The organism is Mesorhizobium escarrei (assembly GCF_935825525.1).
Lineage (GTDB): Bacteria > Pseudomonadota > Alphaproteobacteria > Rhizobiales > Rhizobiaceae > Mesorhizobium > Mesorhizobium escarrei.
Genome location: NZ_CAKXZT010000124.1, coordinates 114,625 through 137,061, shown reverse-complemented (window position 1 = coordinate 137,061; position 22,437 = coordinate 114,625). Strand labels below are relative to the sequence as shown.

The following is a 22,437-nucleotide window of genomic DNA, read 5'->3' as shown; positions in this document are numbered from 1 at the left end:
ATGCGTAAATGGAAAATTGCGTTGGGAGCGGCCGTCGCCGTTGGGGCGGTCTCGGTGGCCAGCGTTCACTTGCTTAATATGGGCGATTTCGGCCTCAATGCCGGTACGGCAGGGGCGGCAACGCCCGAGCCCGCAGCGCCCGAGCCCGCAGCATTCGTCATGCCGGTGCCGGTGGTGAGCGTCGTCAAGAAGACGATCCCGATCTATCTCGACTATGCCGCCCGCACCGAGCCGATCCGCAGCATCACGCTGCAATCGCGCGTGCCGGGTTATCTGCAGGAGCAGGTCGCGCCCGACGGCAGCGATGTCAAGAAGGGCGACCTTCTCTACAAGATCGCTCCAGAGGATTTCCAGGCTGCCCTCGAGCAGGCGAAGGCTCAGGTCCAGCGCGACGAAGCAACGCTCGACTATGCGCGTTCCAGCCTTGGTCGCGGCACCGAGCTCGCCAAGAGCGGATACCTCGCCAAGGATGTCTTCGACCAGCGCACCAGCAGCTTGCGCGAGGCCCAGGCCTCGCTCGCGGTGAACCAGGCGGCTGTGCGGACCGCGGAGCTCAATCTGAGCTATTCGGAAATAAAGGCGCCGTTCGCCGGGCGCGTCGGCCGCAACCAGGCCTCGGTCGGAACGCTGGTCAGCGTCGCCGGCACGGTGCTCAACACGCTGGTGCAGCTCGACCCGATCTATGTCACCTTCAATCCGAGTGAAACGGATCTGGCACAGATCGAGGAAGCCCGCGCGGCGGGGCCAATCGATGTCGACGTCCTGCTTCCCGGCGATACGGAACCGCGCCAGAGAGGCCAGCTCACCTTCATCGACAACACGGTCGATCGTTCGACCGGCACCATCACTGCACGCGCGACGATCGGCAACGCCAAGTTCACGCTGCTGCCGGGCCAATATGTTCGCGTGAGGCTGCACATCAAGCAGCAGCCGGATGCACTGATGGTGCCGCAGACGGCGTTGGGATCGAGCCAGCTCGGCAAGTATCTCTACGTCGTCGGCAAGGACAACACTGTCGACCAGCGTATTGTTTCGCTGGGGCCGACCAACGGCGATCTGGTGGCCATCTCGAGCGGCGTAGCGGAAGGCGACCAGGTGATAACAGGCAATCTGCAGAAGATCGGCCCGGGAATGCCTGTCTCGCCGCTGCCACAGAAACCGGCCACCTGATACCCCCATCAGGCCCGGTCCAGCGGCGCCCCCGGCTATGCCGAGGGCGCCGTTTTGCTGAGCAGTTCGACAAGGCGAGCCTTTCATAAGTTTTTCGTGTGGAAGCCCAATAATTTTCAGCGTTGAGAGAAAGATTTTTTTGCCGTCTTCTGTGTCGAAACCCTGGAGCACGAGACGATGAAAGACATTCTCGATCTGGACCGGTACCCGCTCGACCGTGAAGGCAGCGCTGAGTGGAAGCGCCTTGTGGAGCGCTCGATTGCGGCGCTGGAAGCCGACGGCATGTTCAATCTCGGAGGTTTTTTGCGGCCCGGCGTAGCCGAGCGGGCGGTGCGGGAAATCGAGCCCGTCATGGCGACGCGGTCGCACATGCACAAGCGGATGCACAACATCTACTTCAAGCCTGATATCCCGGACCTCGCTCCCAACCATCCGGCGCTGCGCAAGGTCGAGACCATCAGCCATACGGTCTGCGCCGACCAGATTCCTGATAGCCTCGTGCTCGCCATCTACGAATACGAACCGCTGCTGTGCTTCCTGGCGGCGGCGATGGGCAAGACGAAGTTGCATGTCATGCAGGACCCGCTGGCGCGCACCAATGTTATGGCCTATCGCGCCGGCGAGGCGCTGAACTGGCATTTCGACCGCTCGGAATTCACAACCACGCTGCTGCTGCAGGCGTCCGAGCGCGGCGGAGATTTCGAATACCGCACCGATCTCCGGTCGGACGACAATCCGAATTACGACGGCGTCGCCAGGCTGCTCGATGGCCGCGATCCCAAGGCAAGGATACTGCGCATGAAGCCGGGCACGCTCAACGTCTTCCGCGGCAAGAACACCGCGCATCGCGTCACCACTGTCGAAGGCGAACGCGAGCGCATCATCGCGGTGTTCTCCTACTACGAAAAGTCGGGCGTGATGTTCAGCGACGAGGAGCGCATCGGCTTCTACGGCCGGGCCGCCTGAGGCCGAAGGCGCCGGCATTCTAGCCGGAATCGGGGAAAGCCAGAAGCAAGCCTCTTGTTAGATTGTCGACAATCTGTTTTCTTGATTTCGGTTTTTGTGGAGTGACCGAATGGGAAAGCTGGATTTTCCTCCGATCGCGGATACGACAAGGCGCGCCGAGATCGCGGCGCTGCTCAGGCGCGCGATCCTGACTGGCCAGCTGGAACCCGGACAGAAGCTCAACGAACTGAGGATTGCCGAGCAGATGCAGGTGAGTCGCGCGCCGCTGCGCGAGGCGATGCGCGAACTGGTGCAGGAAGGCATCCTGACCAGCATTCCCTACGCCGGAACTTTCGTCATCGACGTAACCGCCAAGGATATCGACGACGCCTATTCGCTTAACAAGGTGCTGGATGAGTTCGCCATCGAATTGACCTGGCCGTTGCGCGACCAGCGCTTCTTCGACGAGCTCGACCGGCGCCACGAGGCGGTAAAGCAGGCGACGCGCGACCGCGACACCACAAGACAGATCGAAACGGCCCTGCAACTGCATGGGCTGATCCATGAGTGGGCCGACAATTCGGTTCTGCTCGAGACCTGGCAGCGGCTGACCAGCCGGTTGCAGATGTATTTTGCCCTCCACCAGCGGGCGCGCAAAGAGCCGGTGCCTGCCGAAGACATCCACGAGACCTATGCGCAACTGCTGAAGGGCGCCGACATGGGCGCAGCCCAGCGCCACGCCCGCGAGCATATCGACCTCGATTTCGAAGAACTGTTCGCCTATGCGCGCAGCCTCGAACAGCGCGACTCCAAGGGCGCCAGGGCCGACCGCGCTGGCCCGACGCGCAACCGACCAGACGGCAGCTGACCCCGGCGGCCGCTGCCGGTTGCCGGCTTCGTCGCGACATCACAGACAAAGGACAGAGAACGTGCAGATCAAAACCATCAAGGCCTACCATGTCGTGCAACCCTTCGTGGACGGGCCCTACCGTATGTCGAAAGGGCGTGTCGCCGACGCGTTCGACGCGGTGATCGTCGCCATCACTTCCGACAGCGGGCTGACCGGATGGGGCGAGATGGCGCCGCTCGGCAATTTCTACTCGCCGGCATTCGCGGCCGGCGTTCGCGCCGGCGTCATCGAAATTGCGCCGCATCTGCTCGGCCGCGATCCTCGCGCGTTGGCCAGTCTCGGCAGGCTGATGGACACGGTGTTCAAGGGCCACCCCTACATCAAGTCGGCGCTCGACATGGCCTGCTCGGATCTCGCGGCACGCGCCGCCGAGGTGCCGTTGGTCACGCTGCTCGGCGGGCGCGAGAGCGAGACGGCGGAGCTCTACAAGGTCGTCACCCATGGCACGGTCGACGCGATGGCCGCACTGGCCAAGCGCATCGTCAAGGACGGGTTTCACCGGCTGCAGGTCAAGGTCGGCGGCAACGTCCATGACGACATCGAGCGCGTCACCGCGGTCGCCGCTTCGGTGCCGAAGGGCACGGTGATCTTCTGCGACGCCAATGCCGGCTGGACGCCCTATCAGGCGCGCCAGTTCGCTGACGCGACGCGCGCCATCGACTACACGTTCGAGCAGCCCTGCACCACGATCGACGAATGTATGTCGGTGCGCCGGTCGCTCGACAAGCCGATGGTGCTCGACGAATCCGTCACCTCGCTGGACGACATGCTCGACATCCACCGCAAGGGCGCGGCCGACGGGCTGACGCTGAAGATCTCGCGGCTCGGCGGCGTGAGCAAGACGCGGCAGATCCGCGATCTTGCCGTCGACCTGGGCTTCATGATCACCGTCGAGGACACCGGCGGCGCCGAGATCGACACATCAGCCATGGCGCATCTGTCGCTGTCGACGCCGGAGGAGCGCCGGCTGCACGCCATTGCCTTCCACGAATGGGTGACGGTGCGCACCGCATCCAACAAGCCGCCGGTTTCGGGAAGCCGAATGGGCATTCCGGACGGGCCGGGCCTCGGCATCGACGTTGTTCTCGACCTGCTTGGCGCGCCCTTCTTCGAGGTCGGCAGCTGATATACTGGCATGCGCCGAGTATGCCGGCTGGCGCTCTCCGTTGCGCGGCTTCGTCGTTAGCGATTGGCGCAGCGGCAGCTGAGCGGCCATGAAAACAGTTTTCTCGTCGCACTCGCTTGCTTGCGAGAAGGGATGTCACGGCCGCCGCCACCTGCACCCCAAGAGATTACCGCCTTCTTCTCTGCTCCCTAGCTGGCGCGGCCAAGCCGCAAGCCAGGGCTTGCGCAAACTAAATCACAGAATGTTTGCGGGGACGGCTGCCGAATTGCCGGCTTGAAATATTTTTCATTTGGAAATAGGAATGTTCAAAATGATGGCTTCGACGCTGCGGCGCGTCAGGAACTGGAGGAAGCGACATGGCCCATCCGCAATTTGCAGCGGAACTTTTGCAGCGCGCTGAACAGCAGGGACCGATCACCATCGGGCTTGCCGGCGCCGGGCAGATGGGCACCGACATCGTCGTCCAGGTCGCGCTGATGCCGGGCCTGCGGATCGGCGCCATTTCCGAGGTCAGGCCGCAGGCGGCGATCGATGCGGCGCTGCTCGCCGGCCACGACCGCTCGGATATCGTGCAGGCCGGCAATGCGGCGGCGATCGACCGCGCCATCGAAGCCGGCAAGATCGCGGTGACCGAAGATTTGCATGCGCTGGCGTCCGCCGGCCGCATCGACGTCATCATCGACGCGACAGGCAATCCCAACATTGGCACGCTGTTCGCGCTCGAAGTGATGAAGAACGGCAAGCATATCGTCATGCTCAACGTCGAGGCCGACATCACGATCGGCCGCTTCCTCAAGGAAGAAGCGCGCAAGGCCGGCGTCGTCTATACCGGTGCGGCCGGCGACGAACCGGCCTGCACGCTGGAGATCATCGGCTTTGCCAGGAGCCTCGGCTTCAACATCATCGCCGCCGGCAAGGGCAAGAACAATCCGCTGAAGATCGACGCCATGCCGGCCGACTACGAGAAGGAGGCGGCCGAGCGCAACATGAATGCGCGCATGCTGGTCGAGTTCGTCGACGGCTCGAAGACGGCGATCGAGATGGTGGCGATCGCCAACGCCACGGGCCTGGTGCCCGACGTGCCGGGCATGCACGGCCCGACCGCGACGCTGGAGGAACTCGCCGGCGTGCTTTGCCCGCGCGAGGATGGCGGCGTGCTGCATCGCAAGGGCGTCGTCGACTATTCGATCGGCAAGGGCGTGGCGCCCGGCGTGTTCTGCATCATCGAGACCAGGCATCCGCGCGTGCTGGAGCGCATGATCGACCTCAAGGTCGGCAAGGGCCCGTATTTCACGATCTTCCGCCCCTATCATTTGACCAGCCTGGAAGTGCCGCTGTCGGCGGCGCGCGCCGTGGTCTACAAGCGCGCCGACATGGAGCCGCTCGACCATCCGGTCGCCGAAGCAGTGGCGGTTGCCAAGAGCGAGCTTGCCCTTGGCCAGTCGCTCGGCATGATCGGCGAGAACGACTATCGCGGCTTCGCCATGACCTGGGAGGACGCGCGCGCCCGCGGTGCCCTGCCGCTCGGCCTTGCCGAACGCGCCAAGGTGGTCAAGCCGGTCAAGACAGGCGATTTCCTCACCTATGAAAATTGTGTACCCGACGATTCGATGGTGATAACTCAGATCCGCCGTCGTCTCGACCAGTCGGACGGACGGTTCGTTACGAACGCCGCCTAATCCGCTGGATTTCCGCCTGATGGACGATGTCGTAATCGGGATCGACGCCTCGACCACGGCCGTGAAAGCGATTGCCTTCACCCGCGACGGCAAGGAGCTGTTCCAGGCGCGCGAAGCCTATCCGCTTTCAAATCCCAGGCTCGGCCATTTCGAGCAGGATGCCGAACATTGGTGGACCGCGCTGCTCGGCGCCTTGCAGCAAGTCACTGAGGCGGTTGGCACTGCACGGGTGGGGGCGATCGCCATCGCTCACCAGCGCGAGACCTTCACGTTGATCGATCAGGCCGGCAAGCCGCTTATTCCGGCGATTCTGTGGCTGGACGAGCGTGCGCGTCCGCAAGTTGCCAGGCTTTCGGCGGAGCTCGGCCGCGAGACGATCCGCGACTGGAGCGGCAAGCCGCCGGACCCGACCCCCGCGCTCTATGCGATCGCCTGGCTTGCCGAACACCAGCCGCAAGCGCTTGATGACGCAGCCGCACTCGTCGACGTGCATGGCTTCTTCGTCCACCGGCTGACCGGACGTCTGGTCACCAGCACGGCAAGTGCGGATCCGCTCGGGCTGCTCGACATCAAGAATGGCACTTGGCGTCCTGAGCTCGTTGCGGCCGCAGGACTGCGCCCGGACCAGTTGCCGCAACTGGTCGCGCCCGGCGCGGTCTGCGGCGGGCTTGGTGAAAGCGTGGCCAGGCTGACCGGCCTGAAGCCCGGCACGCCTGTTGTCGCCGGCGCTGGCGACGGCCAGGCGATGGGCCTTGGCATGGGCGTCTATGGCGAAGGCAAAAGCTATCTTTCGCTCGGCTCGGGCGTCGTCAGCGGCTGTTACTCCCATGGGATAACGACTTCGGACGCGTTTCGAACGCTGGTCTCGCCGACTGGCTCGGGCTTCATGCTGGAGACCGTGCTGCGTTCCGGCATGCAACTGGTCGACTGGATCGTTCGCACCACCGGCTCACCGTCGGCTGCAGCCCTGGAGAAAGCAGCGGTCGACGTTGCCGCCGGCAGCGAGGGCCTGCTTGTCATGCCGTATTGGGCCGGTGTCATGAGCCCCTATTGGGACGGCGCGGCGCGCGGCGCCATTGTCGGCCTGTCGTTGGACCATGAGCCGAAGCACCTTTTTCGAGCGGTTCTGGAAGGCATCGCCTTCGAGCAGGCCATCGCCAGCGAGGCAATGGACACTCAAGCGGAAACTCAGGCGGCGGAAACTCAGGCCGGCGGCAAACCGGCGGCGATCATAGCCGCCGGCGGCGGCACCAACTGCGCCCTGCTGATGCGGATCATGGCAAGCGTGCTCGAGCGGCCGCTCTCCGTCTCGCAGGTCACCGAAGCCGCAGCGCTCGGCGCCGCCATGCTGGCGGGTTCCGCCATCGGATGGTTTGCCTCGCCCGAAACGGCGGCTGAGGCGATGGCCGCGCCGCCGACCAGGCATGTCGACCCCGTCGACGGGCTGGTCTTCGGTTACCGAGCGCGCAAGGCAATCTACCGCGACCTCTATCAGGCGACGCGCGACATCCACGTTCGGCTTGGTGAAGTCGGGCAAGTTTAGCGGTTGAGCAAGCCCTTGGCCGCATCCTCGTCGGTGATCAGAACCGAGACTTTGGTGTTGGCGAGCGCCGCCCGCATGATGGCGATTTTTTCCTGCCCTCCCGAGACCAGGATGATGGCCGGGATGTCCGACAGGTCCTGCAGCGGATAGGCACAGACCCGGCGGTTGACCTCGTGGTCGACGAGCCGGCCCTCGGCGTCGATGAAATGGCATAAAATATCGCCAACTGCACCGGCCGCCTGAAGCTCCTCGAGTTCGCTGGGCTTGATGAAGCCGTAATTGGCGATCGGGCTGTCATTGGAAAACGATCCAACGCTGAGCACGGCGATGTTTGCCCGGCGTGCGCGGAAGACGACGTCCTGAACGCTGCGCTGGCTCATGAAAGCTTCGCGCTGCTCCGGCCTGTCGGCATAGACCGGCACCGGCAGCAGAAAGCACTCGGCGCCGATCTTTTCGGCGAATTCCCAGGCGCTTTCGGTCGGGTTGAGCGGCTGGGCATGGGTGAGGCCGCCCAGCATGGAAACCACCGTCGTCCTGGCGATCGGCCGCCGCGGCAATTCATTGATGGCGAATTTTAGCGTGCGCCCCCAGCCCAGTGCAATGACATCGCCGGCATTCACATTGTCGGCCAGATAGGCGCCCGCGGCATGGCCAATCATCAGCGGCGCGTTGCTTCGGTCGGCGGCCGACGGCACCACAACGGCCTGGCTGAGCCCAAATCGCTGCTTCAAGGCCTCTTCCAGCACCAGGCATTCAACGACGCTGTCACGGATGCGGAACTGGACGACGCCCTCCTCACGCGCGGCGGACAGGATGCGATGCACCTTGATGCGGCCGATGCCGAGGATCTCCGAAATCCTCTCCTGCGTCAGCCCCTCTACATAATAGTGCCATGCGGCACGGGCCTTCAGCTCGGCATCCGGGAAGCGCGAGGCCTTGTCATTCTCTGTCATCGCCATCTTTTTGCCCTCCCGCGGTCGTCCGAATCCTTAAATGCCATTCAAATGGCGTTATCCGACGAAGCGACGCGAAATCGTTCTGCGTGCCCAGGATTCGAGATTTAGGACATCGACAGGATACCTCTACAACGTGAACGAAAGCCAAAATGGTCAACATTTACTTCGTCTTGGCCGTCCTGCCCTGCTCAAGCAGCCGAAATGCTTTCGCAGGATGAGACCGGACCTGAAACGCGGGATTTCATGCTCTTTCGTAAGGCAAACCGGCTGGCGGCGCAAACCGGCGTGGAATGATGCGGCGGGCCTTGACAATTTTCCGACGAACAGTTTAGCTGAACAAAATTGCATATCAAAGATAAATTGTTCACAGGGAGGTGCCTGGTGAACAAGAGTGAGCCGACGACGCATCGCCGGATCGCTGATGGAGGAGACAAAATGGCTCTAAGCAACGGCGCAAGCGAGTTGAAGGCCGGCCCAAATGCGCAGGCCGCAGCGGGCGCGAAGCTTTCGGCCCTGTTCGCCGGAACCATGGGACCGCTGATCGGGCTGGTGCTGCTGTGCCTTGCGCTCTCGCTGACCACCGACACGTTCCTCACCGTTCGCAACATCCTCAACGTGCTCGACCAGGTCACCGTGCTCGGCATCATGGCGATCGGCATGACGCTGGTCATCCTGATCGGCGGCATCGACCTGTCCGTCGGCTCCGTGCTGGCGCTCGCCGCGATGGTGATGGGGTTCGTCGCCCATCCCGACCACCTCAATCTCGGCATGCCCGCCGGCATCGTCACTGCGCTCGTCGTTGCTGGACTTTGCGGGCTGGTTTCAGGCCTGCTGGTGACCGTCACCAAGCTGCCGCCCTTCATCGCCACGCTGGCCATGATGTCGGTGGCGCGCGGTCTCGCCAACATGATCACCGACGGCTCGCAGATCATCGGCTTTCCCGACTGGTTCACCAGCCTGTCGATCATCCGCCATTTCGGCTTCCTGTCGGTCACCGTCGGCTTGATGATCGTGCTGGCCATCATCTTCGCAATCTTCCTGAACTATCGCGCGACCGGTCGCAGCCTCTACGCGATCGGCGGCAGCGCCGAGGTCGCGAGGCTGTCCGGCATACCGGTCAAGTCGCTGACCAACTGGGTCTACGCGATCTGCGGCGTGCTGGCCGGGCTCGCCGGCATCGTGCTTGCGGCACGGCTCGATTCCGTCCAGCCGAGTTCCGGCTTCGGCTACGAGCTGGACACGATCGCGGCGGTGGTGATCGGCGGCGCCAGCCTGTCGGGCGGCGTCGGCTCGATCGGCGGCACCGCTATCGGCGTGCTCATCATCGGCGTGCTGCGCAACGGGCTGAACCTGCTCGGCGTGTCGCCCTTCATCCAGCAGGTGGTGATCGGCGTGGTGATCGCGCTGGCGGTGGCCACGGATACATGGCGGCGCAGAGCGCAATGAAGGTTGGCGCAATGAAAACTGGGCGCAATGAGATTCACCCGGATGTCCGGGCGAAAACGGATCGGTGATCCGAAACTGGGAGTTGTTCGGCCAAGGGCGCCGTGATGCGCCGGCGGGACAGATTGAACATCAACGGAGGAAACACATGCTGACCAAACGTTCATTGCTGCTTGCTGCTGCAGCCGTCATTCCGCTACTTGGACTGTCCGGGATGGCCTCAGCCAAGGAGGCCAAGAAGCTTGGTCTCGCCGTCGCCAACCTGCAGGCCGATTTCTTCAACCAGATCAAGCAGTCCGTCGAGGCCTATGGCAAGGAAAAGGGCATCGAGATCGTCACCGTCGACGCCAAGGGCGATTCGGCGACCCAGGTTAGCCAGGTGCAGGACCTGATCACGCAGAACATCGATGCGCTGATCTACATCCCGGCCGGCGCCACCGCCGCCACCGTGCCGACCAAGACGGCCAAGGCTGCCGGCATCCCGGTTATCAATGTCGACCGCAATGCCGAGGGCGCACCCGGCGACACTTTCATCGCCACCAACAGCGTGGCATCGGCCAAGGCGGTTTGCGACTACATCGCCAAGCAGGCCGGCGGCAAGGGCGAGCTGATCATCATCCATGGCCAGAAAGGCACGACGCCCGAGGTCGACCGGTCGAAGGGATGCGGCGAAGCGCTGATTGCCTATCCCGACATCAAGGTGGTCGGCGAGCTATGGAGCGAAGGCTGGCACCAGGACGAGGGCTTCAAGCTGACGCAGGACCTGTTGCAGTCGCATCCCGAAGTGTCGATCGTCATCGGCCAGGCCGACGCGCTGGCGCTCGGTGCCGCGCAGGCGGTCAAGGTCGCCAATCCCGGCCACAGGGTCTGGATCGCCGGATTTGACGGCGACGTGGCGGCGCTCAAGGCACTGAAAGGCGGCGTCTTCGACGTGACTGCGACGCAGCAGACGCAAGGCATGGGCCGGCTTGCCGTCGATGCGGCGATCAAGCTGGTGGCCGGCGAAACCGTTCCCGCAGAACAGCTGCAGGACGCGACGCTGACCACCAAGGACAATGTCGATCAGTTCATCGCCAAGCATCCCTAATATCAGGCATCCCTGATTACTGACGAGCGGAACGATGTCCTTGGATCCCAGCCATACGCAGACGTCCCATCTGGGGCTCTTCGTCAGCGGCCTCTGCAAGAGCTACGGGCCGGTGCAGGTCCTGGCCGATGCGAGCTTCGAGGTGCGGCCGGGAGAGGTCGTGGCGCTGCTTGGAGAAAATGGCGCCGGCAAGTCCACCGTTTCGAACATCATCGCCGGGTCGACCAAACCCGATGCCGGCAGCATCACATGGCGGGGGAAGCCGTATTCCCCCGCCTCTCCCGCCGCGGCCATCGACGCCGGCGTCGGCATGATCCATCAGGAACTGAAGCTGCTGCCGGACCTGTCGGTTGCCGAGAACGTCTATGTCGGGCGCCTGCCGATGCGCGGCGGCCGCATCGACCGCGCGGCTATGAATGCGCGGGCATCGGCCCAACTGAAGCGGCTCGGCCTCGATGTCTCGCCGGAACGCAAGGTGCGCACGCTGCGCATCGCCGCCCAGCAGCAGGTCGAGATCGCCAAGGCGCTGACGCTCAACGCCGAGCTTCTGATCTTCGACGAACCGACAGCGGCACTTGGCAGCGAGGAAACGGAGCTATTGTTCAAGCAGATCCGCAAGCTCAAGGCGGAAGGCATGTCCTTCATCTATATCAGCCACCGGCTGGACGAGGTCGCTGAGATCGCCGACCGCGTGGTGGTGATGCGCGACGGGCGCATTGTCGCCCGCCACGAGCGCGCCGACGTTCCGGTGCGCGCGATCGTCGAGCAGATGGTCGGCCGCAGCGTCGAGCGGATGTTCCCGCCGCTCTCGGAGCCGGGCAGCGAGACGTTGCTCGAGGTCGAGAACCTGTCCTCGCCGGAACGCAGCTTTCAGAATGTCAGCTTCTCGGTGCGGACCGGCGAAATCCTTGGCATCGCCGGCCTGATCGGCGCCGGCCGCACGGAGCTGGTGCGGGCGATCGCCGGCGCCGATCCGATTTCCTCGGGGTCGGTGCGTGTCGCCGGCAAACCGGTGCATCTCACCGGCCCAGCGGCGGCGATCAAGGCCGGCGTCGTTCTGGTGCCGGAAGACCGCAAGGCGCAAGGCGTGGTACTCGACCAGACCATCGGCGAGAATCTGGCGATCGGCAATTTCGACCATGTCGCGCCGAATGGCTGGGTATTTCCGAAGGCGGTACAGAAATTCGCCGAGGCCGGCATTGGCCGGCTCGGCGTCAAGGGCCGGCCTAACCAGGCGATCAGCAAGCTTTCCGGCGGCAACCAGCAGAAGGTGATCATCGCCAAATGGATTTCACGGCCGCCCAAGGTATTCATCCTGGACGAGCCGACACGCGGCATCGATGTCGGCGCCCGCGCCGCGATCTACGATGTCATCGCCGAACTCGCCCGCTCCGGCATGGCGGTGGTGGTGGTGAGCTCCGACCTCGAGGAAGTGCTCGGCCTGTCGCATCGCGTGCTGGTGCTGAGCCGTGGTCGCCAGCGTGGCATTCTCGATCGCAGCGAAGCGAGCAACGTCGCCGTCATGGAGCTCGCGACAAGCTGAGGGCGGCATAAAGGATCGGAATAAGGCGCAGCAGGTGATACCCTCCCAGGCACCGGACCGCGCGGGGCGCCAGCCAGGACTGGCGCCCCTTCCTTCCCAGGCAGCACCGGCGGCTCAACAGGAAAACATTTCGATGGAACTATTCGATCTTCATGGGGACGTTGCTCTCGTCACCGGCGCCGGCAGCGGCATCGGCCAAGCGATCGCCATCGGCCTGGCCGAAGCCGGCGCCGATATCGCCTGTTTCGGCCATGCCTCGAAGGGCGGGCTGGACGAGACCGCGCACAGGATCTCGGCGCTCGGCCGCAAGGCATTGGTGCTCACCGGCACGGTGACCTCAGCGGCCGATCTGGCAGCGGCGATCGAACGCACGGAGAAGGAACTCGGCGCGCTGACCGTCGCTGTCAACAATGCCGGCGTGGCCGCGGCCGAGCCGGCCGAGACGCTGTCGCTGGAGAAATGGCAGCAGCTCTACGACGTCAATGTCAGCGGCGTGTTCCTGTCCTGCCAGGCCGAAGCGCGCGCAATGCTGACGCGGCGCAGGGGCTCGATCATCAACATCGCCTCGATGTCGGGCTCGATCGTCAATCGCGGCCTGACCCAGGCGCATTACAATTCGTCGAAGGCCGCCGTCATCCACATGTCGAAGAGCCTCGCCATGGAATGGGCCGATCGCGGCCTGCGCGTCAACGTCGTCAGCCCCGGCTACACGCTGACGCCGATGAACAAGCGGCCGGAGGTCGCCGACCAGGTCAGGATCTTCGAGCGCGATACGCCGATGGGGCGGATGGCGGCGCCGGAGGAGATGGTCGGCCCGATCGTGTTCCTGGCCAGCCGCGCTTCGAGTTTCGTCACCGGTATCGACCTGATCGTCGATGGCGGCTTCGTCTGCTGGTAGGAAAAAATGATGCAGAAGCGATTCCAGGGCAAGACGGCGGTCATCACCGGGGCCAGCGGCGGCATCGGCGCGGCCATAGCCCGGCGCTTCGCGGCGGAGGGTGCTGCGGTCGTCGTCAGCGCCATCGATCCTCGCGTCGAAGAGGTCGCCGCCGGACTGAAGGCGGAAGGCGCCAAGGTCGCATCGCTGCGCATGGACGTGACCAGGAAGGACGAGGTCGCCGCCCTTTACGACCTGGCCGAACAGCAGTTCGGCCGCGTCGACATCTCCGTGCAGAATGCCGGCGTCATCACCATCGCCAGGATCGAGGCGATGACCGAGGCCGAATGGGACAAGGTGATGGCGGTCAACACCAAGGGCGTGTTCCTGTGCTGCCAGGAGGCGATCGCGCGCATCCGCAAGCATGGCGACGGCGGCCGGCTGATCAACACCGCATCCGGCCAGGCGCGCCAGGGTTTTATCTACACACCGCATTATGCCGCCTCGAAATTCGGCGTCGTCGGCATCACCCAGAGCCTCGCCAAGGAAGTGGCCAAAGAGAAGATCACCGTCAACGCGATCTGTCCCGGCATCATCGACACCGACATGTGGGCCTACAACGACGCCGCATGGGGCAGACTGATGGGCGACTACAAGCCCGGCGAGCTGATGGCCGAATGGGTGAAGAACATCCCGATGGGCCGCGCCGGCAGCGGCGAGGACGTTTCGGGCCTGGTCAGCTTTCTGGCCAGCAACGACGCCGCCTACATCACCGGCCAGACGATCAATGTCGATGGCGGCCTGATCATGTCGTGAGGATACTCGGACGGCATTCGAATGCGCGCTGCGATCGTCTCGTCATCCTTTTCGGGAGCCGGCGCCGCCCCTCACCTGCCTGCCGGCATCCTCTCCCCGTATAGTGACTGTATAGGGACGGGGAGAGGGCGCTGTCGTCGCCGGTTTCGCCAATCGCGGGCGCAGCAAGTAGAGCGCCGACGTTGCGGCCAGCCCCCTTCTCCGTCGCTGTATGGGGAGAAGTGCCCGGCAGGGCGATGGGGGCAGCGCCGACTTCGACAATCTGAAGTGAATTCCAACCCTGCAGCGATTGCCCTGCTACGAATGGCATTAGTCGTTGACATGAATGTTGGTATATATAATTTCATCCCATGAAAATGGCTTGGGCGACTGCCGAGAGCCGACAGCATAGGACCTTGATGGCTCGCAAGCTTGAGGGCGCCGCAGGAGCGGCGAGCGATCTGCAGATCACTGCTTCGGCAGCACGGCAGCCATGACGCGGTCGCACGACATCTTCATCGAAGTGGGCGTCATTCCCGTCTGCGCCTACTTCAGCGCCGACAGCAATTTGCTGCCAATGGACTTGCGCAACGACCAGCTTTTCCAACACAATCAAAAAGACGCAAAGAAGGGAACGAACGATAACTTCCACCAGAGCTTGACAGGAGCACAGGCATGTCACTGCGGAATATGATTTCGAGATTATCAATGGGAGCCTTAACACTAGCCGCGGCAAGTGCACTGACGCCTTCGGCCCAAGCGGCGGCGCCAGAATCGAACGACCCTATCAAGATCGCGCTGTTCGACTGGACCAGCGTCAATCTGAACGCAAAGATTCTCGGCGGCATTCTGGAAAAGCTTGGATACACGGTCGAGTATCCGACCGCCGACTATCTCTCCAGCCTGACCACCGGCCTTACCAATGGCGATCTCGCCGTCGCCATGGAATTCTGGGACACGACCGCCGGCGAAGCCATGAAGGCCTCGGATGCAACCGGGCAGACCGAACGCCTCGGCGCGCTCGGGCCCAAGGCCAAGGAGGAATGGTGGTATCCCGAATATATGAAAGAGAAATGCCCAGGCCTACCGAACTGGGAGGCGCTGAAGGACCCGAAATGCGCCGAAGCCTTCTCGACCGCCGAAACGGCGCCGAACGGCCGCTATCTCGGCGGCCCGGTGACCTGGGAAGGTTTTGACGACGAGCGTGCCGCGGCGCTGAAGCTGCCCTTCACCGTCATTCATGCCGGCACCGATGCGGCGATGTTCGCCGAGCTGGATTCGGCCTTTCAGCGCAAGGCGCCGATCATGCTGTGGGTCTATTCGCCGCATTGGGCGCCGGCCAAATACAAGGGCGAATGGGTCGAATTCCCCGACTATACGCCGGAGTGCTACACCGATCCGAAATGGGGCGTGAACCTCGACGCAAAGTATGACTGCGGCAAGCCGCATGGCGAGATCTGGAAATATTCCTGGGCCGGCATGAAGGACAAATGGCCGGTCGCCTACAAGGTCGCGAAGAACTACACGATCGACACCGACGAGCTCAACAAGATGAGCGGCCAGATCGATCTTGAAGGCAAGACGCCGGAAGACGTCGCCGCCGCCTGGATCGCCGCCCACGAAGCCGACTGGAAAGCCTGGGCCGAGTGACCGTTCCAACTGGAAACTGCGAGACCCGGTCATTCATGGCCGGGTCTCTATCCCCTATTCCAGAAGGACGACTGCATGGCCGATACGACTGAACAGATGCTGCAAACGGCAGGCACGCCGAGGGATGCCCGCCCGATAAAGCTCGCCTGCCGCAACGTTTGGAAGCTGTTCGGCGCGAACGCGGCCAATTTCATCTGCCAGCGCGACGGCAAGGCCAGCATGGCGGAGGTCGCCGCGGCCGGGCTGGTCGGCGCGGTGCGCGGCGTCGACCTCGAAATCCGCCAGGGCGAGATCTTCATCATCATGGGGCTTTCGGGGTCGGGCAAGTCGACGCTGGTGCGCTGCATGTCGCGGCTGGTCGAGCCGACACATGGCAAGGTCGAGTTCGAGGGCAAGGATCTCCTCAAAATCTCCGATGCCGCGCTGATCGAGCTGCGGCGCCACCGCATGGGCATGGTGTTCCAAAATTTCGCCCTGCTGCCGCATCTGAATGTGCTGGAGAACATCGCCTTTCCACTGGGCATCCAAGGGCAGGACCGGCCGACGCGCGAAAAACGCGCGCGCGAAGTGATCGAGCTTGTCGGCCTGCGCGGCCGCGAGCATTTCTATCCGCGTGAGCTTTCCGGCGGCCAGCAGCAGCGTGTCGGCATCGCCCGCAGCCTCGCCACCAAGCCGGAGATATGGTTTCTCGACGAGCCGTTCTCGGCGCTCGATCCGCTGATCCGCCGCGAGATGCAGGACGAATTGATGCGGCTGCAGACCATGCTGCACAAGACCATCGTCTTCATCACCCATGATTTCGACGAGGCCATCCGGCTGGCCGATCGCATCGCCATCATGAAGGACGGCGAGGTCATCCAGATCGGCACGCCCGAAGAGCTGGTGGTCAGTCCGGCGACTGACTATGTCGCCGAGTTCACCCGCGACGTCGACCGCGCCAAGGTCATCTCGGCGCGAAGCCTGATGCGCGCCTGCGACGGCGCCGAGCATGGCGGCGTGGTCGCGCCCGATGCCAAGATATCGAGTTTTTCGGCTGATATCGTCTCGGCCGGCAAGCCGTTCGCCGTCGTCAACGGCAGCGGCAAGCCGATCGGCGAAGTCACGCCGCAAGCGGTGATCGATCTTCTGGCCGGCATCGAACGTCCCAGGGCCGGCGCATGACGGTAACGGCCAGCGCCAGCGAGGCGAGATCGCGGCCGGTTCAGCTCTGGCTGGTGGTCTGGGCCTGCGCCCTTGCAGCCGTGCTTGCCGTGTTCCTGCTGCAGGACAGGCTGCCCTGGGCGGTCAACTACCCGGCCAGCGCAATCGTTCCGGTCGCCGACTGGGTCAGCGCGCTGATGAACCTGATAAAGTCGAATTTTTCCTGGCTGACGCGCTCGATCACCGCTGTACTCGGCGTGCCGCTCGACTTTGCGCTCGGTCTGCTCGCCAAGAATTTCAAGATCGGCCATGGCGCCGACATGCTCGTCCTGCCGCGCCTGTCCTGGGTTGGGGTCTGCATCGCTGCCTTCCTGGCCGGACGCGCCGCCGGTGGCTGGAAGCTCGGCGCGCTGGTCGGCGGCTGTTTCCTCTACATCGCGCTGTTCGGCCAGTGGACCAGCGCCATGCTGACGCTCGGGCTGATCTCCATCGCCGTGCCGTTCTGCATCGTCACCGGATTGTTCGTCGGCATCTGGGCCTGGCGCAAGCCATGGGCTGAAAGGCTGCTGATCTCCCCTGCCCTCGACCTGATGCAGACCATCCCGACCTTCGCCTATCTGATCCCGATGCTTCTTTTGTTCGGCAACAGTCCGGTTTCGGCGATGATCGCGACGGCCATTTTCGCGACACCGCCGATGGTGCGCGCGACGATGCTGGGGCTGTCGCGGGTGCCGTCCGAAATCGACGATTTCAGCGAGATGGCCGGCTGCACGGCACGCCAGAAACTGTGGCGCGTGCTTCTGCCTTCGGCGCGTCCAGCGCTGATGGTCGGCGTCAACCAAGTCATCATGCTGGCGCTCAATATGGTGATCATTGCTTCGATGATCGGCGCCGGCGGCCTCGGCTACGACGTGCTTTTGGCGCTCAGGGCGCTGAAGGTCGGTGAGGCGATGGAAGCCGGCCTTGCCATCGTGGCGCTGGCAATCGCGCTCGACCGGCTGAGCCAGGCGATCGCGCGCAATCACGCGAAGGGCCATGTCTATCAGGAGGTCAGCCCCAGCTTCTGGCGGCGCTACCCCAATCTGACGCTGGCCGTCGCCATCCTTGCAGTCACGACGTTGCTTGGCCTGTTCGTGCCGGCGTTCGCTGCGGTGCCGAAGGCGATCATCTTCACCACCGCACCCCTGTGGAAGACGGCAGTGAGCTGGATCACGATCAACTTCTTCGACACGATCGAAGCGTTCCGCGTGGCGCTGATCCTCAATGTGCTGAACCCGGTGCGCGCCTTCTGCGAGGGTTTTCCATGGCTGGGCGCGGTGTTCCTGCTCGGCCTTGCCGGCTACCAGCTCGGCGGCCTGCGCCTCGCCGCCCTGGCCGCGGCGCTGACCGTCTTCTGCGCGGTGACCGGCCTCTGGGAAAAGACCATGGCGACGGTCTATCTCTGCGGCATCTCGGCTTTCATCGCTAGCCTGATCGGCATCCCGATCGGGCTGATGGCGTCGCGCAGCGACCGTGTCGAGAAGATCGTCACCCCGGTCATCGACACGCTGCAGGTGCTGCCGTCGTTCTGCTTCATCATTCCGGTGGTGATGCTATTCAGAGTCGGCGACGTGACGGCGATGATCGCGACGGTCGCCTTCGCCGTGGTGCCGGCCATCCGCTACACCAATCACGGCCTCCGCCAGGTGCCGCCGGCGCTGATCGAGGCGGCAAAGGTATCGGGCTGCACCAGGCGCCAGACGTTCCTGCGCGTCCAGCTGCCGCTGGCGCTTCCCGAGATCATGCTCGGCATCAACCAGACGATCCTGATGGCGCTGGCGATGATCATCATCTGCGCCATGGTCGGCACCCGCGATCTCGGCCAGGAGGTGTTCATCGCGCTGTCCAAGGCCGATTCAGGCCGCGGCATCGTCGCCGGGCTGGCCATCGCCTTCATCGGCATCGTCGCCGACCGGCTGTTCAACGCCTGGACGGCCAAGGCACGCGCAAGGCTGGGATAGCCGGAAAATAGAGGATCGCGCCCCCACCTTCGTCTTGCCCAAAATGCATCCCAAGCTGGCTTCATGCTGAAGCGACCCACCGTGATTCTAGCCTTTCTCCTGATCCTTTCCGTCGCTGCTCACGCTGCGGATGGCCTGGAGCAGCGGCTTGGAAAGCTCCTTGACGAGGCCGAGCGCCTGACGCCGCTGCGCACGGTTGCCATCGCGCATGACGGCGCGGTGGTGGCGGAGCGTGGCTATCGCGGCCACTCCCCGGCACGTCCTGCCAACATAAAATCGGCCTCCAAGTCGATCATCTCGGCGCTTGTCGGCATCGCCATCGACAAGGGCGTGCTGCAAGGCACTGACCAGAAGATCGCTCCGCTTCTTCATGCCGACCTGCCCGCCGACGCCGATCCGCGGCTCCAGCAGGTTACGATCGGTCATCTGCTTTCCATGCAGGCGGGGCTGGGTCGGACCTCCGGCCCAAACTACGGGCGCTGGGTGGCAAGCGGCAACTGGGTGCGGGCAGCGCTCGCCATGCCCTTCGACGACGAACCGGGCGGCACCATGCTCTATTCCACCGGCTCGACGCATCTCCTTTCGGCGATCCTGACGCGGCGGACCGGCCGCTCGACCCTGGAACTGGCGCGCGAATGGCTGGGGCCGCAGCAGGGCTTTTCCATCACCGCTTGGGACCGCGACCCACAGGGCATCTATCTCGGCGGCAACCAGATGGCCATGAGCCCGCGCTCGCTGCTTGCCTTTGGCGAGCTCTACCGCAGCGGCGGAGTGAGCCGTGGCGGACGGCAGCTCGTGCCGGCCGACTGGATCAAGCTCTCCTTGCAGCCACGCACCGCCTCGCGTTTCACCGGTGACGGTTATGGCTATGGTTGGTTCATCCGTCAGATCGCGGGCGAAGCGGTGTTCTACGGATGGGGCTATGGCGGGCAGATGGTCTATGTTGTGCCGGGGCGAGCATTGACCGTGGTCATGACTTCAGATGAAGACGGCCCCGCCGGCCGCAGCGGCCACCGCGACGATCTCCATGCCCTGCTCGGACGGATCATTGAAGCGACGAAAGACGTGCGCGAGGCTCGCAGCAACTGATGCATGTCGCGCAAAAGTGCGCGGCGAGGAAGCCGCTACTCTGCCGCGACGCCTTTCACCTCGAGATAAGATTCCATCGAATCGTCCATCGCCTGCAGCCAGGGCGTGTGGTGCAGCGGCGCCATCGTGCCGGTCATCAGCGAGCGATAGGCATTGTCGCGGAACGTCATGATGTTCGCCACCTTGTGGTGTTCCCACTCCATGAAGGTCTGATTGACAGCCTCGACATCGAAGCCCGGATAGTCGGTCTGCTCCATCAACTCCCTGGTGTAGTCGCCCTGGAACCAGATCATCTGCTCGGCGTCCTCCAGCGTTTCCTCACGCGCCCGCCATTTCGCCCCGTGTTCGGCCATCGCCTCGGCCGAGGGCAGTTTTAGGCGGCCCATGATGACGTCACGGGCGAACCAGGCCTGCGCGTCGAACATGTTGAAGGTGTAGAACTGGTCCTGCATGCCGATGTAGGACAGCTGCGGGTTCTTCTCCCAGACGACGCCCTCATAGAGCCCGTCCGGCCACATCCGGTTGGCGGTCTTGAGCTTCAGATCCTCGGTGAGGAACGGGAACGAGTGGAGGTAGCCGGTGCACAGGATGATGGCGTCGACATCCCTGGTGCTGCCGTCCTTGAAATGCGCTGTCTTGCCGACGACCTTCTGCAGCAGCGGCACTTCCTGCCAGTTGTCAGGCCATTTGAAACCCATCGGCTTCGAGCGGTAGCTGGAGGTGATCGATTTGGCGCCGTACTTGTAGCATTGCGAGCCGATATCCTCGGCCGAATAGGAGCGGCCGATGATCAGGATGTCCTTGTCCTTGAATTCCATGGCGTCGCGGAAATCGTGACTGTGCAAGATGCGGCCGTTGAAGGTCGAAAAACCCTCGAAATAGGGGACGTTGGGCACGGAGAAATGCCCCGAGGCGACGACGACGTTGTCGAACTCTTCCGAATAGGTGACGTCGTTGCTGCGGTCATGCGCGGTGACGGTGAATTTTTTCGTCGCGTCGGAGAAGGTCACCATGCGCACCGGGCTGTTGAAGCGCACCCATTTGCGCACATCGGATTTTTCGACGCGGCCCTTGATGTAGTCCCACAGCACGGCGCGCGGCGGATAGGAGCCGATCGGGCGACCAAAGTGCTCCTCGAACGTGTAGTCGGCGAATTCGAGGCATTCCTTCGGCCCGTTTGACCAGAGGTAGCGGTACATCGAGCCGTGAACCGGGTCGCCATGCTCATCGAGGCCGGTGCGCCAGGTGTAGTTCCACAGGCCGCCCCAGTCGGACTGCTTTTCGAAGCAGACGATTTCCGGAATCTCCGCGCCCTTGTCGGCTGCCGACTTGAAGGCTCGAAGCTGGGCCATGCCGGACGGTCCGGCTCCGATGACGGCAACACGACTTTTCATTGCGAGCCTCCCGGTCTCATTTCCCTAACGAAACAAATTTCACTGACAGGACAGTAATTGCCCCTTCAATGCTGTCAACAGGCCTTCTGCCGAAACCTCGGCTCACCAATCGGATTTTCGGCAAAACCGCCGATGGCGGAAAATCCGGAGAACGCGCGGGTCGTCAAAGTGGCTTGCTGTGGCAGTTGCGCTCATGTACCCGCAGCGAATATGTTCACCGTGAGTGAAATAGATTCGCAGACCCCGGGGTGGCGACATGGCGAAGAAAGCTTCCAGTTTCAGGAATGGGGCAGCCCCTGCCAAGGCCAAGCCATCGCCGAAAAGCGTGGCAACGATCCGGACGCCGCTGACCCAGGATCCGCACGCCGTTCGCGACACCCGCGAAAAGGTCCTGGAGGTCGCGATCGGCCGCGAGGTGCGGGCGTTTCGCAAGAAACTCGGCATCACTGTTGCCGATCTTGCCGCTGCCACCGACATTTCGCTTGGCATGCTGTCGAAGATCGAAAACGGCATTACCTCGCCGTCGCTGACCACCTTGCAGGCGCTGTCGCGGGCGCTCGGCGTTCCGGTCACCGCCTTCTTCCGCCGCTTCGAGGAAGAGCGCAGCGCCGTCTTCGTCAAGGCCGGCGAAGGACTCGACGTCGAGCGGCGCGGCACGCGCGCCGGCCACCAGTACAATCTGCTCGGCCATATCGGCTCCAACACCAGCGGCGTCGTCGTCGAACCCTATCTGATCACGCTGACCGAGGATTCCGATGTGTTTCCGACCTTCCAGCACGAAGGCATGGAGTTCCTCTACATGCTCGAAGGCGAGGTCGTTTACCGGCACGGCAGCAATCTCTATCCGATGAAGCCCGGCGACAGCCTGTTCTTCGACGCCGATGCGCCGCACGGGCCGGAGGTGCTTACAGTCCTGCCGATGCGCTATCTCTCGATCATCTGCTATCGGCAGAGCAGCGCGGGATGAGCGGGTTCGGAGGGAAGCGAAGTCCCCTCATTGAGCCCCGTGGCCGCGAAGCGGCCGGATGGAATGTTACAGGTCCGGACTAGAGCGGTTCATCGTTTCACGGAAACGCCGAACCGCCCTATC

Annotated in this window: 18 protein-coding genes; 16 read left to right on the top strand and 2 right to left on the bottom strand. The window is 63.5% G+C overall.

Features of this window, described 5'->3' with window-relative positions:
- The 6 genes from NMG80_RS14980 to NMG80_RS14955 all read left to right on the top strand — a co-directional run bounded on the left by NMG80_RS14980 (position 1) and on the right by NMG80_RS14955 (position 7,373).
- A complete protein-coding gene (locus tag NMG80_RS14980) occupies positions 1–1,170 on the top strand; it encodes an efflux RND transporter periplasmic adaptor subunit (RefSeq protein ID WP_254018809.1) in 1,170 nt (389 codons plus the stop codon).
- A 177-nt stretch (positions 1,171–1,347) separates the two neighbouring features.
- Positions 1,348–2,136: a HalD/BesD family halogenase gene (locus NMG80_RS14975; protein ID WP_254018808.1), complete on the top strand. Its 789-nt coding sequence runs from the start codon at positions 1,348–1,350 to the stop codon at positions 2,134–2,136.
- Positions 2,137–2,245: 109 nt separating this feature from the next.
- The gene (locus NMG80_RS14970) at positions 2,246–2,983 is read left to right on the top strand and encodes a GntR family transcriptional regulator (RefSeq protein WP_254018807.1); all 738 of its coding nucleotides are present in this window, start codon (positions 2,246–2,248) and stop codon (positions 2,981–2,983) included.
- Between the two features lie 61 nt (positions 2,984–3,044).
- Entirely contained in the window at positions 3,045–4,151 is a 1,107-nt protein-coding gene (locus tag NMG80_RS14965; RefSeq protein WP_254018806.1) for a mandelate racemase/muconate lactonizing enzyme family protein, read from the top strand.
- A gap of 356 nt (positions 4,152–4,507) precedes the next feature.
- The gene (locus NMG80_RS14960) at positions 4,508–5,830 is read left to right on the top strand and encodes an NAD(P)H-dependent oxidoreductase (protein WP_254018805.1); all 1,323 of its coding nucleotides are present in this window, start codon (positions 4,508–4,510) and stop codon (positions 5,828–5,830) included.
- Positions 5,831–5,849: 19 nt separating this feature from the next.
- Positions 5,850–7,373, top strand: coding sequence for a xylulokinase (locus NMG80_RS14955; RefSeq protein ID WP_254018804.1), 1,524 nt, complete (start codon positions 5,850–5,852; stop codon positions 7,371–7,373).
- Here the strand turns inward: NMG80_RS14955 and NMG80_RS14950 are convergent.
- On the bottom strand, positions 7,370–8,332 hold the full coding sequence (locus NMG80_RS14950; protein WP_254018803.1) for a sugar-binding transcriptional regulator: 963 nt from the start codon (positions 8,330–8,332) through the stop codon (positions 7,370–7,372). The genes NMG80_RS14955 and NMG80_RS14950 overlap by 4 nt on opposite strands.
- Before the next feature lie 432 nt (positions 8,333–8,764).
- On the opposite strand from NMG80_RS14950, the gene NMG80_RS14945 reads away from it, so the two are divergent.
- From NMG80_RS14945 to NMG80_RS14905, 9 genes are all read left to right on the top strand, one after another.
- Complete coding sequence (locus NMG80_RS14945) at positions 8,765–9,775, top strand: ABC transporter permease (protein ID WP_254018802.1); 1,011 nt, start codon at positions 8,765–8,767, stop codon at positions 9,773–9,775.
- Positions 9,776–9,920: 145 nt separating this feature from the next.
- Complete coding sequence (locus tag NMG80_RS14940; RefSeq protein ID WP_254018801.1) at positions 9,921–10,859, top strand: sugar ABC transporter substrate-binding protein; 939 nt, start codon at positions 9,921–9,923, stop codon at positions 10,857–10,859.
- Positions 10,860–10,893: 34 nt separating this feature from the next.
- A complete protein-coding gene (locus NMG80_RS14935; protein WP_254018800.1) occupies positions 10,894–12,402 on the top strand; it encodes a sugar ABC transporter ATP-binding protein in 1,509 nt (502 codons plus the stop codon).
- 127 nt (positions 12,403–12,529) lie between these two features.
- Entirely contained in the window at positions 12,530–13,300 is a 771-nt protein-coding gene (locus NMG80_RS14930) for an SDR family oxidoreductase (RefSeq protein ID WP_301943361.1), read from the top strand.
- A 9-nt stretch (positions 13,301–13,309) separates the two neighbouring features.
- Positions 13,310–14,095, top strand: a complete 786-nt coding sequence (locus NMG80_RS14925) for an SDR family oxidoreductase (protein ID WP_254018798.1) — start codon at positions 13,310–13,312, stop codon at positions 14,093–14,095.
- A 654-nt stretch (positions 14,096–14,749) separates the two neighbouring features.
- Complete coding sequence (locus NMG80_RS14920) at positions 14,750–15,724, top strand: ABC transporter substrate-binding protein (protein ID WP_254018797.1); 975 nt, start codon at positions 14,750–14,752, stop codon at positions 15,722–15,724.
- Positions 15,725–15,799: 75 nt separating this feature from the next.
- The gene (locus tag NMG80_RS14915) at positions 15,800–16,885 is read left to right on the top strand and encodes a quaternary amine ABC transporter ATP-binding protein (protein ID WP_254018796.1); all 1,086 of its coding nucleotides are present in this window, start codon (positions 15,800–15,802) and stop codon (positions 16,883–16,885) included.
- Positions 16,882–18,864, top strand: a complete 1,983-nt coding sequence (locus NMG80_RS14910; protein ID WP_254018795.1) for an ABC transporter permease — start codon at positions 16,882–16,884, stop codon at positions 18,862–18,864. Before NMG80_RS14915 ends, NMG80_RS14910 begins: the two co-directional genes overlap by 4 nt.
- A 63-nt stretch (positions 18,865–18,927) precedes the next feature.
- Complete coding sequence (locus NMG80_RS14905) at positions 18,928–19,953, top strand: serine hydrolase domain-containing protein (protein WP_254018794.1); 1,026 nt, start codon at positions 18,928–18,930, stop codon at positions 19,951–19,953.
- A gap of 35 nt (positions 19,954–19,988) precedes the next feature.
- Here NMG80_RS14905 and NMG80_RS14900 read toward each other — a convergent pair whose 3' ends face one another.
- Positions 19,989–21,347 (bottom strand): trimethylamine monooxygenase, encoded by a 1,359-nt coding sequence (locus tag NMG80_RS14900; protein WP_254018793.1) that lies wholly within the window; start codon positions 21,345–21,347, stop codon positions 19,989–19,991.
- Positions 21,348–21,603: 256 nt separating this feature from the next.
- Here NMG80_RS14900 and NMG80_RS14895 point away from each other — a divergent pair, with 256 nt between their 5' ends.
- Positions 21,604–22,314, top strand: a complete 711-nt coding sequence (locus NMG80_RS14895; RefSeq protein WP_254018792.1) for a helix-turn-helix domain-containing protein — start codon at positions 21,604–21,606, stop codon at positions 22,312–22,314.
- Positions 22,315–22,437: the final 123 nt, after the last annotated feature.